A 16263-nucleotide genomic window follows, 5' to 3' on the forward strand; every position below is an offset into this window, starting at 1 on the left:
TCTCGATTCCCTGATTTTTTCTATTTGCGTTTTCGTGTCGAACGACGTTCTGTCAAACCGTGAGGCAAAAGAACTTCACGTTCTTCCAACTCTTCCTTATGCATAATCTTGGTCAACATACGCATACTGATAGCACCAAGGTCGTATAGAGGTTGAGCAATTGTCGTTAAGTTTGGACGAGTGAATCGTGCAATTTGAGAATCATCTGTCGTGATGATTTCAAACTCTTCTGGTACAGAAATACCGTGATCTGCCAAGCCATTTAACACACCTGCAGCCAATTCATCACCTGTCACAACTGCAGCTGTAGCCTGTGAAGAAACCAAGCGTTCTGCCAAGGCATAGCCATCATTATAGCTGTATTTAGACTCAAATACCAAGCCCTCGCTATAAGGGATTCCTGCCTTTTTCAATGCTTCCTTGTAACCAATCAATCGAATTTTGCCGTTGATATCATCAACAAGTGGCCCACTGACAAAGGCAATCTTTTCATTTTCCTGAAGCAAATGAGTTACTGCATCAATCGTTGCTTGTTTGTAGTCAATATTAACACTTGGCAACTGGTGTTCAATATCCACCGTTCCTGCAAGGACAACTGGTGTCCGAGATCGAGAAAATTCTGAACGAATCTTTTCAGTCAAGTGATAACCCATAAAAATGATCCCGTCAACCTGTTTTGAAAAGAGAGTATTAACTACTGAAACTTCTTTTTCATCGTCTTCATCACTGTTGGCTAGGACGATATTGTACTTATACATCTCTGCAATATCATCAATCCCCTTGGCTAGGGTTGAAAAATAGCCATTGGTGATATTTGGAATCACAACACCAACTGTCGTGGTTTTCTTGCTGGCCAAGCCACGCGCTACCGCATTTGGACGATAGTCAAGACGATCAATCACCTCTAGAACTTTTTTACGAGTATTCTCTTTGACGTTCTTATTGCCATTCACTACACGGCTAACAGTTGCCATTGAAACCCCAGCTTCACGGGCAACATCATAAATCGTTACTGTATCATCTGTGTTCATTCTGTTTCCTTTCTATATTGAAAATTTCGCTTTCATACATCTGCTTACTCCATTTTATCACTTATTGTAAACACTTTCAAGTATTTTTTAGAGAAACTTTGAAAAAATTTCACAACCTATTCCCATTTTGAAAAAGCGAGTACGATTTCTTGATTTTTGGGATGTTTTGCTGTATGATAAGGAAAAATAAAAGGAGGGAGGGAATGTTTATGGCTTTTACAAATACTCAGAGACGTTCGGCCAGTTTTGGCGTTGTGACCAGCTTGCCTGACGATGTTATCGACTCTTTATGGTTTATTATCGATCATTTTTTGAAAAATGTCTTTGAATTAGAAGAGGAACTTGAATTTCAACTGCTAAATAACGAGGGAACCATCACCTTCCATTTCTCTAGTCAGCACCTGCCGACTAGTATCGACTTTGATTTTAATCACCCCTTTGACCCTCTTTACCCTCCTCGGGTTCTTGTTTTAGACATGGACGGGAAAGAAACCATCCTCCTTCCTGAAGAAAATGACCTATTTTAAAAACTCTAGCTTCTCGGCGCAAACTGCTGAGGAACTAGAGTTTTTTCTATTTGTTCAATTCTTGATACAAGTAGCGTATCGGCTGTTTGAGTACTGGATGAATAAAATGGGGAGCTATTTCTTGCAGAGACTCAAGGACAAAGAGGCGTTCTGCTATATAGGGATGTGGCAAGATGAGCTCGTCTGTATAGATGACTTGGTCCTCCACAAAGAGTAAGTCCAAATCAATCAAACGAGGCCCCCAATGCACCTCTCGAACCCGTCCCATTTCTGACTCGATGGCTAATAATGTTTCTAACAAGACTGGTGCTGGTAGCCAGGTTTCTACTTCAATCACCTGATTGGCAAAGCTATCCTGCTCCACACCACCCCAAGGTTCCGTCGCCAAGACACTGGACTCTTTGAGAATATGGATGCCTCGAGCTCGCAGTTTGTCAATGGCTTGTTCCAAGTTTGCTTTTTTGTCTCCCATATTGCTTCCTAGAGCGATAAAGGCCCGCTGCTTACGACGGTGAATGGTCACCGAGCAGGTATCCAACGGTAAATGCACTGGAGCCCAAGGTTTTTTTAGTTCCAACTCAATCTCTTGGACAAGAGGATAGGTCTCAAAGGTACGTTCAACTAGTTTGTAGGCTACCGTTTCAATCAAATCCTCAGTGCTTTCCTGAAACCAGGTCGTCCACTGCTGACACAATTCTCCGTAATGGACAGAAGCTGTCAAATCCAATTCTGTCGCCGCCTTGGTCATATCATAGGATAAGCTTGCGGAAATAACAAACTTTTGCCCCAATTCCTTCTCACTAGGAAAAAGACCATGATAGGCAAAAATTTCCAAATCCTTAATCTGCAGTTGATCCATAACTAGTCCTTTCTAGAAAAATCCTCATGAAGCGGATTCTTTTTATAGTCCCATTAAACGATAAGCCTGGTCTCGGAGGTCCTTATCTGTTTCAAATAGACCACGAGCTACTGTCGTCAAGGTGGCAGTGCCTGGTTTTCTGACACCACGCATACTCATACACATATGTTCTGCCTCAATGACAACAAAGGCTCCTTTAGCACCCAGATAGTCCATCAAGGCATCGGCCACTTCGATATTCAACCGTTCTTGAATCTGTGGTTTTTTAGAATAAACTTCAACCGTACGGGCAAGTTTGGACAAGCCTGCTACACGTCCATCTGGAATGTAGGCAATGTGCGCTCTCCCATAAAAGGGCAAAAAGTGGTGTTCACACATGGTGTGGAAAAAAATATCCTTTTCCACTACCATATTGTCATCAATAATCTCAAAGGATTTTGACAGGTGTTCCTCAGCAGTTTGGCCAAGACCTGAAAAAATCTCTTGGTACATACGGGCTACACGAGCAGGTGTTTCCTGCAATCCCTCGCGGTTAGCGTCCTCACCAACAGCCTCAATAATCATTTTTACAGCCGTTTCAATCTTTTGTGTATCCATTCTCGTTCTTCCTCTCCATCAGATAGGCTCTTACTTGGCTCAAGAAATACAAGGAACCCGTGACAATCCTAACTGTTTGTTTCTCTTCTTTTTTATCTGTCAATTTCTGCTCTAGAAAATCCTGCCAACTTTGGTAATTGAGATTTCTAGACTTGGCTGTCTCTTTCAGCACGCTTTCATCCGTCGCCCGACTATCGTCAAAATGTGTCAAGGTAAGCTCGGTATCTCGCATTTCCCCTAGCAAATCCAGCATATCGTCCAAAGCCTTGGTTTTGATGCAGGTAAAGAGGATTTCCTTATGATAATCCGCAAAGCGTTCTTGCAAGGTTGCCAACAAGGCCTTGATAGCATGGGGATTGTGGGCCCCATCCAAAAGCAACAAGGGATCGCTAGACACGACCTCCAAACGCCCTGGCCATCTGGTCTCTTTCAAAGCTTGAGCAATCAAGTCATTACTTGCCAACTCCCGTCCATCTTCTTGACAAAAAGTATCAAGTAAAGCTATGGCCATCCCCGCATTCTCTATCTGGTGTAAGCCAAGCAGACCTGTTTGAAAGCGACCTTGTCTGACAGAACTGGTATAATCAAATATTTCACCCGTTACCACACTTTCTTGGTGACTAACTTGATAATCTTTCCCATAGGCAAGTCTAGGCGCATTTTTCCCTTCCGCAATGCGGTCGATAACAGCCAAGGCTGCTGGAGTAATGCGACCTGTCACTAATGGAATGCCTTGCTTGATAATACCAGCCTTCTGTTCTGCTATAGCCTCTATAGTATCACCAAGCAGGGCTACATGGTCTAAGCCAATGGTCGTAATTCCTGTCAGAATCGGCTGACAGACATTGGTACTATCCAGAAGGCCACCCATACCGACTTCCATGATGGCCACATCTACTTGCTCTGAGGCAAAATAATCATAAGCTATGGCTGTGATAATCTCAAACTCGGTTGTTCCTTGTAAAGCAACGCTCCTCTCCCCCTCAAGCAAAGAGCGATAAACTGCCATGAGGGCTTCTAGCCTCGCTTCTGGGATGGATTCCCCATTGATGCTAATCTGGTCTGTATAATGAATGAGATAGGGCGAGCTGAAAACACCAACTCTCAGACCTAGCTTTTCCAGCATATTTTTCAAAAAAGCAATGGTCGAACCCTTGCCATTGGTCCCTCCGATATGGATGACCTTAAGTTTGAGATGGGGATTGCCTCGTAAAGCTAGGAGTTCTACCATTCGTTCCAAGCCAAAATGCGGTTGGTCCGTCCGATAGTGGGCAATCCACTGATTGTTTTCAATTTCTTTCATCTTATTTATATTGTTTTAAATCTAGATTTTCCGCATCATCAGCCATACGAATAGCTGACGCAATTTCAACCGCCATCTTGTGACTGGCTACATCGTGCACGCGCACCACTTCCACACCCTGTCTCGCAGCGATACTGGTTACATGAGCAGAGGCGGTGTCCCGATTGCGAAAACCGACTTCCGTCTCAGGATTAACTTCAAAACCATTTTCTTCTAGGATATTGATGACAAATCGCTTACGCGAAACTCCAAGAAAGATTGGATATCCTTTCTGATGGAGTTTATCCAAGTCCCGTAAAAGAAGGAGATTTTCTTTCTTAGTCAGACCAAAGCCAATCCCTGGATCCAGCATGATCTTGCCTTTCGAAATCCCTGCTTTCTCCGCTCTTGCTAGAGCGCGGTCAAAGAACGCGGTCATCAAATCTTCTACTGGTAGCTGTTCAAAGTACGCCAAGTCTTTATTTGTAAAAGGATCCCCAAAACCAAAATGAGGAAATATGAGCGAGCTAGGGTGCTGAGGTCGCGCCATGACTGGATTAAACATGATGACTACTTGCGCACCAGCCTTAGCAACCACATCCGCCATTTTCTCATCTCCCAAGAGACCAGTGATATCGTTGACCAGATTGGCGCCAGCAGCCAAAGCAGCCTCTGCCACCTGACTTTTCCAAGTATCGATAGAAATGAGGACATCACTTTCCTTACGGATAGCTTCAATGACTGGGACAACACGCTGGATTTCTTCTTCTATCTCAACATAGCTACTTCCAGGGCGAGTCGATTCTCCACCGATATCTAGCATACTTGCTCCTTCAGCTATCAATTTACGAGCTTGCTGAAGAGCCTGGTCAACAGCAAAAAACTGCCCACCATCCGAAAAGGAATCTGGGGTTACATTGATAATTCCGCAAATGGCTGTTTTTGCCTGACTAGCTTTATTGGACATACGGTCACTCCTCAAGATTTTTCACCACATTATTTCTCTATTTTACCATAAAAAGAAAAAGATGGATACGCCAGCATTCATCTTTTCCAAGTAAGGAAATGGTCTAAAAAGGCGAGCCTACATTTCGACTAATCAAAACCAGTAAAGCCAGCAAACAAAAGGCAATACCATTGACAATCATATGAAGCAAGATCGACATCTCTAAACGTTCTGTTCTGTAGGCTGTCCAAGTTAAAACTGTCGACATTCCTCCATAGATAAGGAGAGAAGGCAGATTGGTCGGTGTGTGGAGCAAGGCAAAGACGACTGCACCTACAAGATAACCCAACTTCTCCTTCCCACGGAAGATCTTTTTAGGGATAATTCCACGACACAATATTTCCTCACAAATGGGAGCAATCAGAACCAGTAAGAAAAAACTAGAAATCAGCGAGCTATTCTGAACCAGATTATTAATAGTTGATTGATTGCTGGTCGTAGATTCATTCATCAGACGAAGCAAGGCAGATCCGAATAAGTTACTTGCGAAAATAACCAAATAACTCAAAACCAAGCGGGCCAGATCTTTTGCCTTGAAAAAAGAAAGATTGAAGGTCGCAATCTCTGTTTTTCGCGCACTAAAGATAAAAACAGTTAGAATAGCAACCGACAGCAAAGCCACCAAGAGTCCTGACTGGAGGAGTGGGAATTGTCTAGCGGATAAAAGGGCAGATAAAATTAAGGGAAGTTGAGATAACACCAGTCCTATTAAAAAAATCAACACCCATATTCCTCTATCCAGAATTTCTTGCCAGATATTTTTTTTCTTCATGATATGTCTCCTTATAATAAAAAGGGGAAGCCCCCCTTTCTATATTATACCATTTATAGCGCCATACTGATATAGTTCAGGATAAACAAGGCATCCAAAATCCAAATCATCACATGCACATCCTTGGCTTGACCTTTGACAACTTTTGTCAAGGTGTAAGTCAAGAAACCAACTGCAATCCCTTGAGTGATTGAGTAGCTGAATCCCATAAAGATAGAGGTGAAGAAGGCGGGAACTGCTTCGGCCATATCATCCCAAGGAATATTTTTCAAGTTAGAAAGCATCATGATTCCGACGATGATCAAAATTGGTGCTGTTGCAGCTGTAGGAACAATCGCTAGAAGCGGGCTAAAGAAGCTAGATAGAGCAAAACAGATTGCAACAACTAGGGCTGTCAAACCAGTACGTCCACCAGCACCGATACCCGCCGCAGACTCAACATAGGTCGTAACGTTTGAAGTACCTGCAATGGCACCTACTGAAGTTGCCACCAAGTCTGAGTAAAGAGCCTTATCCAATTTAGCTGACTCATGGTTTTCCCCACTTGTCGCAACGATACCTACTTTTTCACCAGTACCAATAAGCGTACCTATTGTATCAAAAATATCCGTTAGTGAGAAGGCAAGAATAGCCATCAAGGTTTCTGGTAAACGTGAAGTGTTTGATATCAAAGATCCTAAACCTTCTGAACCCAGAGCAGCACCAAACAAAGTTCCTAAATCATTAACCGCTGATGAAAGGTTGTTGCTAGCAAAGTCAATCCCTGACAAATTCACAACACCAACAGCAATGGCAAGCACAGTCGTTGTTAAAATAGAAAGAATAATTCCACCTTTGATGCCTTTAACAACAAAGAAGATGGTAATAGCCAGACCTGCAAGAGCCACCAATACTGCTGGAGTATTGAAGTCTACCAATCCTGGAACAGCTGCTGAGTTTGCAGTAAGTGCAGCTTGAGCCTTATCTGCTCCCTCACCTGCTACAGTATAAGTACCTGGATCGATTGAGAATTTCAAGAGACCAGCATTCTTAATCCCTACATAGGCAAGGAAAACACCAATACCAGCCGAAATAGCTGAACGAAGTGTTGTAGGAATGGATTCGATAATCATTTTACGAACATTTGTCAAGGTAATAATCAGTGAAATAATTCCACAAATGAAGACCATACCAAGAGCTTCTTTCCAAGTATAGCCCATCCCAAATACAACTGTAAATGTAAAGAAGGCGTTCAATCCCATACCTGGTGCTTGAGCGTAAGGCAAGTTAGCGTAGAAAGCCATCATCAAGGTACCGACTACAGAACCGATAATCGTTGCCAAGAACACACCTTGAACAGGCATACCCGTTTGGGAAAGCATTTGAGGGTTTACAAAGAGAATATAACTCATTGCAAAGAATGTTGTTAAACCAGCAAGCACCTCTGTACGGACATCTGTCCCGTGCTCTTTTAGTTTAAATAGTTTGTCCATTATAAATCTCCTTTTGTTTTTTACGAACAATAGGAGTATTATAACATTTATTATTCACCTTTTCAATATGTTTGTTTGATTTATTTAACAAAATGAAATTTCTATCTTTTGTTTTGAGTCTGTTTTTCTTCTTTCTTTTTGATATAATAGTAGACATCTTATCTGGAATGTACTAGGAAGGTTTATATGACTAAAAAAATTATCGCAGTTGATTTGGACGGAACCCTGCTCAACTCAGAGAGTAAGATTTCAGATTTTACTCGAAACACAATTAAACGAATTGCTGAAAAAGGCCACCATGTCATCATCACTACTGGGCGCCCTTACCGTATGGCAAAAGAATTTTATCAGGAACTAGAGCTGCACACACCTATGATCAACTTCAACGGTTCCCTTACCCATCTACCAGGGCAGACTTGGGAACACGAAAAGTGCTTGACCTTGGACAAAAAATACCTCTTAGACATGGTCAAACGCAAAGAGGATATCCAAGCCGACTTTATTGCAGGAGAATACCGCAAGAAATTTTATATCACGGCTCCTAATGAAGAAATTGCCAATCCCAAACTATTTGGTGTAGAAAATTTCCAACCAGAAAATCAATTCAAATCTGAATTGGTGACCAAGGACCCTAACTGTATCCTCTTGCAAACAAGAGTCGATGATAAATACGCGCTAGCAGATGAGATGAATCGTTTTTACCAACACCAACTAGCAATCAATACCTGGGGAGGCCCTCTTAACATTCTCGAATGTACACCAAAAGGGGTCAACAAAGCCTTTGCTTTAGAATACTTGCTCAATGTTATGAACCGTGACAAAAAAGACCTGATTGCCTTTGGAGATGAACACAATGACACCGAAATGCTAGCTTTTGCAGGCAAGGGATATGCCATGAAAAATGCCAACCCCGATTTGCTACCATATGCTGATGAGCAACTCTCTCTGACAAATGATGAAGATGGTGTTGCCCATACCCTACAAGATTTATTCCTATAACGCTCAAAAAGTTAGCTTGTGCTAGCTTTTTTGATTTTCACAATTTTTCAATTAATCGTCCTGTTTTCATTTTTTTATATTAAATTACTCTCTTATTTTTTCATACATTTCCACAAAATGTTTATATATTAACATTTTGTAAACGAGTTTTCATTGAAAATTAACACATATTTATAAGAAATGGTTGCTTTTTGTTTGAAAACGGTTTATACTTAAAGTTAGGCTTAAAGTTTTCTTAAACACACAGTCAAACATTTTAAAGGAGGAATGACAATAATGAGTATCGGAATCATTATTGCGAGCCACGGCGAATTTGCTGCGGGTATTCATCAGTCCGGATCTATGATCTTTGGTGAACAAGAAAAGGTTCAAGTTGTAACCTTTATGCCAAACGAAGGTCCAGATGATCTATACGCTAAGATCAATAACGCTGTTGCTGCATTTGACGCAGAAGATGAGGTTCTAGTATTGGCTGACCTTTGGAGTGGATCTCCATTCAACCAAGCTAGCCGCGTGATGGGAGAAAATCCTGAGCGTAAGTTTGCCATCATCACTGGACTTAACTTGCCGATGTTGATCCAAGCCTACACTGAGCGCCTTATGGATGCTAATGCGGGTGTGGAAAAAGTTGCTGCGAATATCATTAAGGAAGCCAAAGATGGCATCAAGGCTCTTCCAGAAGAGCTTAACCCAGTTGAGGAAGTTGCCACTGCTGCAGCTGCTCCTGCTGCCCAAGCTGCTATTCCAGAAGGAACTGTTATCGGTGACGGTAAACTGAAAATCAATCTTGCCCGTCTTGACACTCGTCTCCTTCACGGTCAGGTTGCGACTGCTTGGACTCCAGATTCAAAAGCAAACCGTATCATCGTTGCTTCAGATAACGTTGCAAACGACGAATTGCGTAAAGAATTGATCAAACAAGCAGCTCCTAACGGAGTAAAAGCCAACGTTGTCCCAATTCAAAAATTGATCGACGTTGCAAAAGACCCACGTTTCGGTGACACTCATGCCCTTATCTTGTTTGAAACTCCGCAAGATGCACTTCGTGCTATCGAAGGTGGCGTGCCAATCAAGACTCTTAACGTTGGTTCTATGGCTCACTCAACAGGTAAAACAATGATTAACAACGTTTTGTCTATGGACAAAGAAGACGTTGCAACCTTTGAAAAAATGCGTGACCTCGGTGTTGAATTTGACGTACGTAAAGTACCAAATGACACGAAAAAAGATTTGTTTGACTTGATTAACAAAGCAAACGTTCAATAATTTTAATCTGTTTCTATCATTTTTGAAAACAGGATTAAATACTTTATTAAAACTAAATAGAAAAGGAATAAAACCATGTCAGATATTTCAATCATTTCTGCTATCTTGGTTGTAGTTGTTGCCTTCCTTGCAGGTCTTGAAGGTATCCTCGACCAATTCCAATTCCATCAACCAATCGTCGCATGTACCCTTATCGGACTTGCAACTGGTAACCTCGAAGCAGGTGTTATGCTTGGTGGATCTCTTCAAATGATCGCCCTTGGTTGGGCTAACATCGGAGCTGCCGTAGCTCCTGACGCTGCTCTTGCATCTGTTGCTGCAGCAATCATCTTGATTAAAGGTGGTAACTTTACTACTGAAGGTATCGCCGTTGCAACTGCAACAGCTATCCCTCTTGCCGTAGCTGGACTATTCTTGACAATGATTGTTCGAACAATCTCAGTTGCCTTAGTTCACTCTGCTGACGCTGCTGCTAAAGATGGAAACATTGCGGCTGTTGAACGCGCTCACTACTTTGCTCTTATTCTTCAGGGTCTTCGTATCGCGATCCCTGCAGCCTTCCTTATCGCTATCCCAGCTTCTGCTGTTAAAGACGCTCTTGGCCTAATGCCAGAATGGTTGAATGGTGGTATGGCTGTCGGTGGTGCTATGGTCGTTGCCGTTGGTTACGCTATGGTTATCAACATGATGGCAACTCGTGAAGTATGGCCATTCTTCGCTATCGGTTTTGCTCTTGCAGCGATTTCTCAATTGACTTTGATTGCCCTTGGTGTCATCGGTGTTGCCCTTGCCTTCATCTACCTTAACCTTTCAAAACAAGGTGGAAACGGTGGCGGCGGAGCTGCAACTTCTAACGACCCAATCGGTGATATCCTAGAAGACTACTAGAAAGGGGAACAATCATGGCTGAAAAAATTCAATTATCAAAATCAGATCGTCAAAAAGTTTGGTGGCGTTCACAATTCCTTCAAGGTTCTTGGAACTACGAACGTATGCAAAACTTGGGTTGGGCTTACTCTTTGATCCCAGCTATCAAAAAATTGTACACTAAAAAAGAAGACCAAGCGGCTGCTCTTGAGCGTCACCTTGAGTTCTTTAACACTCATCCATACGTAGCTGCTCCAATCATGGGGGTTACTCTTGCTCTTGAAGAAGAACGCGCTAACGGTGTTGAAATCGACGACGCGGCTATCCAAGGGGTTAAAATCGGTATGATGGGACCTCTTGCTGGTATCGGTGACCCAGTATTCTGGTTTACAGTTCGTCCTATCCTTGGAGCTCTTGGTGCATCACTTGCTGCATCTGGTAACATTGTTGGTCCCCTTCTCTTCTTCTTCGGATGGAATGCTATCCGTATGGCCTTCCTATGGTATACACAAGAGTTCGGTTACAAAGCTGGATCTGAAATCACTAAAGACATGTCTGGTGGTATCTTGAAAGACATCACTAAAGGAGCTTCTATCCTCGGTATGTTCATCCTTGCCGTTCTTGTACAACGTTGGGTGTCTATCAACTTTACTGTTAACCTTCCAGGTAAACAATTGGCTGAAGGTGCCTACATCAACTTCCCAGAAGGACCTGTATCAGGTGCTGAGTTGAAAGGTATCCTTGGTCAAGCACTTGGTGGATTGAGCCTAGATAAGATTCAACCACAAACCCTTCAAGGTCAGTTGAACTCATTGATTCCAGGATTGATGGGACTTCTCCTTACTTTCCTTTGCATGTGGTTGCTTAAGAAAAAAGTATCACCAATCACAATCATCCTTGCTCTCTTTGCAGTAGGTATCGCAGCTCGTTTCTTCGGTATCATGTAATCCAAAAGTCATCGAGAATATAGATAAAAAGAATCAGGATTAAACCCTGATTCTTTTTGTGTATCAACTTTTTCTCCTAGTAAGATAATGCAAGCCCCCAATCACCACTGCTAGAACGGCTACATAGACAACTTGAGGGGTTTCTAAAGGCACAAAAGTTCCTTGCAGGATAAATGTATTGGCAAGTACGCCAACAAGGGCTCCAAGGCTCAAAAGTATGAGCAAGACTAGTTTGTATCGATTAAAAGGCAAGCTGACCTTGGCAACCAGACATAGACCATTGATCAAAGCAAGGAGGAAGCAAATAAATTTGACCTGACCTGGGACAGTGATAAAGAAGTTAGTCAGGAGAACACTAGCAACCAGAATGCCACCACCAATCGCAGCATTGGTCAAAATATCTCGCATAAAATGTGTGCTGACCTTTTCTTTATTGGACTCAAAAGTTAGGAAGAAGGATGGAATTCCAATCGTAATAGCTGAAATGATTGTAAACTGAATGGGGATAAAGGCAAATTCCAAACCAAATATTACACTCAAAATCGCAAACACGATGGAGAAGAAGGTCTTTGTTAGAAAAAGAGAGGCTACCTTTTGGATGTTATTGATGACACGGCGCCCTTCCATCAAAATGTCATAAAATACCGCAAAGTCATCTGTCAGGAAAACAATATTGGATACACTTTTGGCTGCGCTCGTAGCACCATTCATAGCAAAGCTGATGTCTGCTTTCTTGAGAGCCAGAACATCATTGACTCCATCACCACTCATAGCAACTGTTTTACCAGCATTTTGCAAAACGGTCACCATCTTTTCTTTCTGCTCAGGTGTCACGCGCCCAAAGATATCGTGTTCCAAGACCACTCTTTCAAAGTCCTCATCACTCACCTTGGTCATATCAATCGCACGGGCTGATTCTTTAAATCCTGCCTTACGAGCCACCCCATATACAGCCACATGATTATCACCACTGATAATCTTCACTTCAACACCTTGAGATTCGAAATAGTCAAAGGTGTCCTTGGTATTGTCCTTGATCTCATCTGACAGAACGACGTGGCCTAGTAGTTCCATATTGGCTGGAGTCGTGATTTGGTTCTTACTATGAGCAAGTGTCAAGATTCGAAACCCTTGCTGTTTTAGATGTTCATAGTAAGGATCCATCTCTTGGGTAAAGCCGAGAAACTCATAAGCCCCGAAGAAATAGGTCCCACCGTCTTTTACTTGGACAAAGGAATACTTGTTTTTACTTGAAAAGGCACCGACTTCTTGGATTTCCCACTTTTTCTCACAGGTTAAGTAAGTCTTCAGAGCTCGTGAAGTTGCATTCTCATCCTCAAAATAAGCTAGATAAGAAGATAGTTTCTCTGCTAGCTTATCATCCATTTCTTGGACCTTCATATTACCAGTCGTGATGGTTCCTGTCTTATCAAAACAAAGAACATCTACACGCGCCAAGGTCTCTACACAGTATAGCTCCTGCACCAGAACCTTCTTTTTAGCTAGCTTCATGGTCGCTACCGCCAGAGACACACTGACTAGAAGAATCAATCCCTCTGGAATCATGCCGACCAAGGCACCTGAACTTCCCAAGACAATCTCAACATAAGTCCGCCCTAGACTAAAACCTCTGACATAGAGCAGAATGGCAACTGGCACCAGCAAGATAGAGACGATTTTTAAAATCTTATCCATGTAATCGCGCAGTTGAGAAGGGTATTTTTTGAATTCCTTGCTGAATTTTGCGAGTTTGTTGATATAACTATCGGGCCCCACAGCCGTCGCCGTGACCAGACACGTGCCGCTGACGACATTGCTTCCGCTCATCAGCTTATCACCAACCGTTTTAAAGACCGAATCACTCTCACCAGTCAGCAAGGACTCATCCACTTCAATATTCCCTTCAAGCACTTCTGCATCGACAGGCACCTGATCACCCAGATTGAGATGCAGATACTCCCCTAGAACGATGTCCTCCGGATCAATCTCAATCGTTTGACCATCTCGATTGACTTTGTACTTACTTTTACCAAGCAAACTTAGTTTTTCTAAAGCATTTTTTGAACGCACTTCTTGGAAAATCCCAATGGCTGTATTGATAGCAATCACACCTAAAAAGAGCATATTTTCAAATCGCAAGGTTGTGGCTACCAGAACTGCCAGAGCCAAGTTCATGGCATTAAAAAAGGTAAAAATATTTGAAACGACAATTTCCTTGGTTGTTTTATAAGGTTTAATGTCACTGATGTTTCGTTGACGAACCTTGATGTCTTGGCTACTTAAATACTTCATTTCTACTCCGATATCCTTTTGTACTACTATAATAACACATATCCTTTCCTCTGTCACTTAAAGACTCAAACTAAGAAGAACTCCCTTGGCAAGCATCATCTATCGCCACTTCAAGAAGAACTTAAAAAGAAGCTAGGATTCCCCTAACCTCTTTTCTATAGCTTTATTCTGCCAAGGCACCCATTGGATCCCATGGTGCTAACACGATTGGTTCTGCTTCATAGGCAGCTTGTTCTTCTGCTATCAGCAATTCCTTACGGACAACGATTTGGTAAGTGTATTCATCCATCCAAGCGTCTGAGGCAACAAAGTACCCATCTGTACCGACCTTGTCTCCCCATGAGTTTTCAACCTTCCACTTGGTTGACTTGCCATTTTCATCCAAATCAACACCCGTCAAGACCATAGCGTGGGTCATCAAGCTTTCGCTATAGTCCAAACGTCCAGCCTTGTCTTGAGTGAGTTGAATATCCATGCTTGATTCAAAGTCATAAACATCAGTCGCAAGGATTCCAGCTTTACGGTTGCTGAGTTGACCGACATCAGAACCAAACCAAACAGTTTCTCCTGTCTGCATTTGAGCAATCGCCAATTCTTTCAAGCGCTCCATTGGAACGTTGATGTAGCGAACTGCACGGCTACCAACCACATTTCCTAACATCTCAACTGTGTAAGATTTGCCGTAAGGCTTGTCAGCAGTTGGAGCATTGATAACAGAAACGTAGTCTTCTAGAGGAAGATTGACATATTTCTTGTAAAACTCTTGTGGCGTGATACCCTTTTCGCTTTGGTAGTTATCATCCTTATCGCGATAAGCAAAGTCAAATTTACGCGGTGGAAGACCTAGTGACATAGCAAGGAAGTTAAAGATTTCTTGCAAGAGGTCTTCTTTCTTAGCTTGAACAGTCGCTTGGTCCGCACCAGAAGCGAGCAAGTCACGCAAGATTTGGGCATCTTGGCGAAGCAATTTGTTAAGAATTGCATTGAGCTCACGGCTATTACTAGATGAAACAGACTCAGGATAAACAGACTTAGGAACAACACCGTATTTCTCAAAGAGGGCAACGACCATATCCCATTGACCACCGTCTTGTTGAGGGGTTTGGAGTAGGAAGCTAACCTTGCGGCTCGTCAATTCTTGGTCTGCAGTTGCAATTACTTGCTCCAAGAACCAGTTAGATTTTTCATACTTGTCCCAGAAGAATGTGTGGGCTTGTGACAACTCAAAGTTTTCTAGTTTATATTGAGAGATGAGTTTGTGGCGGAAGGTATTAAGAGCTGCAAACATCCAGCAACGACCAGACGCTTTCTGATTAGTAACCTTGTCCTTGGTCAAATCCAATGAGAAAACAGGTGTATTGTCTACATGGCTTTGGCGACGTTCTAGGGCTGCAAAAATTCCATTGTGGCTGGCAGCATTTTCGATCGCTTGGTATTTGACATTTGCTTCATAGTTGGCAAATAGTTTATCTGTAAATGATTCTTGAATCGCGTTCATAGATTCCTCCTTTTATTCTACTGTCTATTATAACTCTTTTCACAAAGGAAGCAACTGAAAAACGAAAAAGGTAAGGACATTCTCCTCACCTTTTCTAGCATAAATTAAATTAAGCAATACTCGCAAGGAGATTCTCTAACTCCTCCTTGGTCAAGCGACGCCATTCTCCTCTTTCTAAGTTCTCATCCAAGGCTAAAGTTCCCATCGTCAAACGTTGCAGGTCCACCACTTCCTTGCCACAGTAGGCAACCATGCGTTTGATCTGGTGGAATTTACCTTCAGCAATGGTCACGCGAACCAAACTTTGATTCTTTTCTGGATCTATCGACACAAGCTCCAGCTTAGCTGGCTGGCAGGTAAAGTCCTTAAGCGGAATGCCCTTGGCAAATGTCTCTACGTCTTCTTGGGTCATAATTCCCTTGACTTGTGCCTGATAAGTCTTATCCACATGACGTTTAGGCGAAAGCAAAGCATGGGCAAGCTGGCCGTCATTGGTCAAGAGCAGAAGGCCATGCGTATCGATATCCAAGCGCCCTACTGGGAAAACTTCCTTGGTCCGAGCAATATCATCCAGCAAGTCTAGAACCGTTCTATGTTTGGAATCCTCAGTCGCTGAAATAACGCCTTGGGGCTTGTTCATCATGTAATAGACAAACTCCTCATACTCCAACACTTGGCCATCAAAGCGAATCTCGTCTCTTTCTTCGTTAATCTGCAATTTAGCTGATTTTTCTTTTTTACCATTTACCGTCACGCGCCCAGCCTTCAAAAGGTTTTTGACCTCCGTCCGGCTCCCCACAGCGCAGGCAACTAAAAATTTATCTAGTCTCATAGAACTATTATATCAT

General features: G+C 42.5%; 15 protein-coding genes. 5 read left to right on the forward strand and 10 right to left on the reverse strand.

Annotated features, from left to right (window positions below; translation table 11 throughout):
- Positions 1-20: 20 nt before the first annotated feature.
- Positions 21-1031, reverse strand: a complete 1011-nt coding sequence (gene ccpA / locus D8804_RS00525; protein ID WP_038804599.1) for a catabolite control protein A — start codon at positions 1029-1031, stop codon at positions 21-23.
- Positions 1032-1240: 209 nt separating this feature from the next.
- Here ccpA and D8804_RS00530 point away from each other — a divergent pair, with 209 nt between their 5' ends.
- The gene (locus D8804_RS00530; RefSeq protein WP_000886039.1) at positions 1241-1558 is read left to right on the forward strand and encodes a DUF960 domain-containing protein; all 318 of its coding nucleotides are present in this window, start codon (positions 1241-1243) and stop codon (positions 1556-1558) included.
- A 46-nt stretch (positions 1559-1604) separates the two neighbouring features.
- Here the strand turns inward: D8804_RS00530 and folK are convergent, their stop codons facing one another.
- From folK to D8804_RS00560, 6 genes are all read right to left on the reverse strand, one after another.
- Positions 1605-2417, reverse strand: coding sequence for a 2-amino-4-hydroxy-6-hydroxymethyldihydropteridine diphosphokinase (gene folK, locus D8804_RS00535; protein ID WP_125398465.1), 813 nt, complete (start codon positions 2415-2417; stop codon positions 1605-1607).
- 42 nt (positions 2418-2459) lie between these two features.
- On the reverse strand, positions 2460-3014 hold the full coding sequence (gene folE, locus D8804_RS00540) for a GTP cyclohydrolase I FolE (protein ID WP_000380931.1): 555 nt from the start codon (positions 3012-3014) through the stop codon (positions 2460-2462).
- Entirely contained in the window at positions 2995-4317 is a 1323-nt protein-coding gene (locus D8804_RS00545) for a bifunctional folylpolyglutamate synthase/dihydrofolate synthase (RefSeq protein ID WP_125398466.1), read from the reverse strand. The genes folE and D8804_RS00545 overlap by 20 nt, the downstream gene beginning before the upstream one ends.
- 1 nt (position 4318) lies before the next feature.
- Entirely contained in the window at positions 4319-5263 is a 945-nt protein-coding gene (gene folP / locus D8804_RS00550) for a dihydropteroate synthase (protein ID WP_125398467.1), read from the reverse strand.
- A 103-nt stretch (positions 5264-5366) separates the two neighbouring features.
- A complete protein-coding gene (locus D8804_RS00555) occupies positions 5367-6074 on the reverse strand; it encodes a CPBP family intramembrane glutamic endopeptidase (RefSeq protein ID WP_125398468.1) in 708 nt (235 codons plus the stop codon).
- Between the two features lie 53 nt (positions 6075-6127).
- Positions 6128-7546 carry an NCS2 family permease gene (locus D8804_RS00560; RefSeq protein ID WP_125398469.1) on the reverse strand — a complete coding sequence of 473 codons (1419 nt, stop codon included), beginning with the start codon at positions 7544-7546 and terminating at the stop codon, positions 6128-6130.
- Between the two features lie 186 nt (positions 7547-7732).
- Between D8804_RS00560 and D8804_RS00565 the strand changes: the two genes are divergently transcribed.
- The 4 genes from D8804_RS00565 (at position 7733) to D8804_RS00580 (ending at position 11625) form a co-directional block, all read left to right on the forward strand.
- On the forward strand, positions 7733-8545 hold the full coding sequence (locus tag D8804_RS00565) for a Cof-type HAD-IIB family hydrolase (protein ID WP_000162367.1): 813 nt from the start codon (positions 7733-7735) through the stop codon (positions 8543-8545).
- 276 nt (positions 8546-8821) lie between these two features.
- Entirely contained in the window at positions 8822-9811 is a 990-nt protein-coding gene (locus D8804_RS00570; protein WP_125398470.1) for a PTS sugar transporter subunit IIB, read from the forward strand.
- A 75-nt stretch (positions 9812-9886) separates the two neighbouring features.
- The gene (locus tag D8804_RS00575; RefSeq protein WP_001280319.1) at positions 9887-10699 is read left to right on the forward strand and encodes a PTS mannose/fructose/sorbose transporter subunit IIC; all 813 of its coding nucleotides are present in this window, start codon (positions 9887-9889) and stop codon (positions 10697-10699) included.
- A gap of 14 nt (positions 10700-10713) precedes the next feature.
- The gene (locus D8804_RS00580) at positions 10714-11625 is read left to right on the forward strand and encodes a PTS system mannose/fructose/sorbose family transporter subunit IID (protein ID WP_000818317.1); all 912 of its coding nucleotides are present in this window, start codon (positions 10714-10716) and stop codon (positions 11623-11625) included.
- Positions 11626-11688: 63 nt separating this feature from the next.
- Here D8804_RS00580 and D8804_RS00585 read toward each other — a convergent pair whose 3' ends face one another.
- The 3 genes from D8804_RS00585 to D8804_RS00600 all read right to left on the reverse strand — a co-directional run bounded on the left by D8804_RS00585 (position 11689) and on the right by D8804_RS00600 (position 16247).
- Positions 11689-13917 (reverse strand): HAD-IC family P-type ATPase, encoded by a 2229-nt coding sequence (locus tag D8804_RS00585; RefSeq protein WP_125398471.1) that lies wholly within the window; start codon positions 13915-13917, stop codon positions 11689-11691.
- A gap of 163 nt (positions 13918-14080) precedes the next feature.
- A complete protein-coding gene (gene pepC / locus D8804_RS00590; protein WP_125398472.1) occupies positions 14081-15415 on the reverse strand; it encodes an aminopeptidase C in 1335 nt (444 codons plus the stop codon).
- Positions 15416-15524: 109 nt separating this feature from the next.
- Positions 15525-16247 carry a pseudouridine synthase gene (locus tag D8804_RS00600; protein WP_125398473.1) on the reverse strand — a complete coding sequence of 241 codons (723 nt, stop codon included), beginning with the start codon at positions 16245-16247 and terminating at the stop codon, positions 15525-15527.
- Positions 16248-16263 lie beyond the last annotated feature (16 nt).

The organism is Streptococcus oralis, assembly GCF_003944215.1.
GTDB lineage: Bacteria > Bacillota > Bacilli > Lactobacillales > Streptococcaceae > Streptococcus > Streptococcus oralis_BI.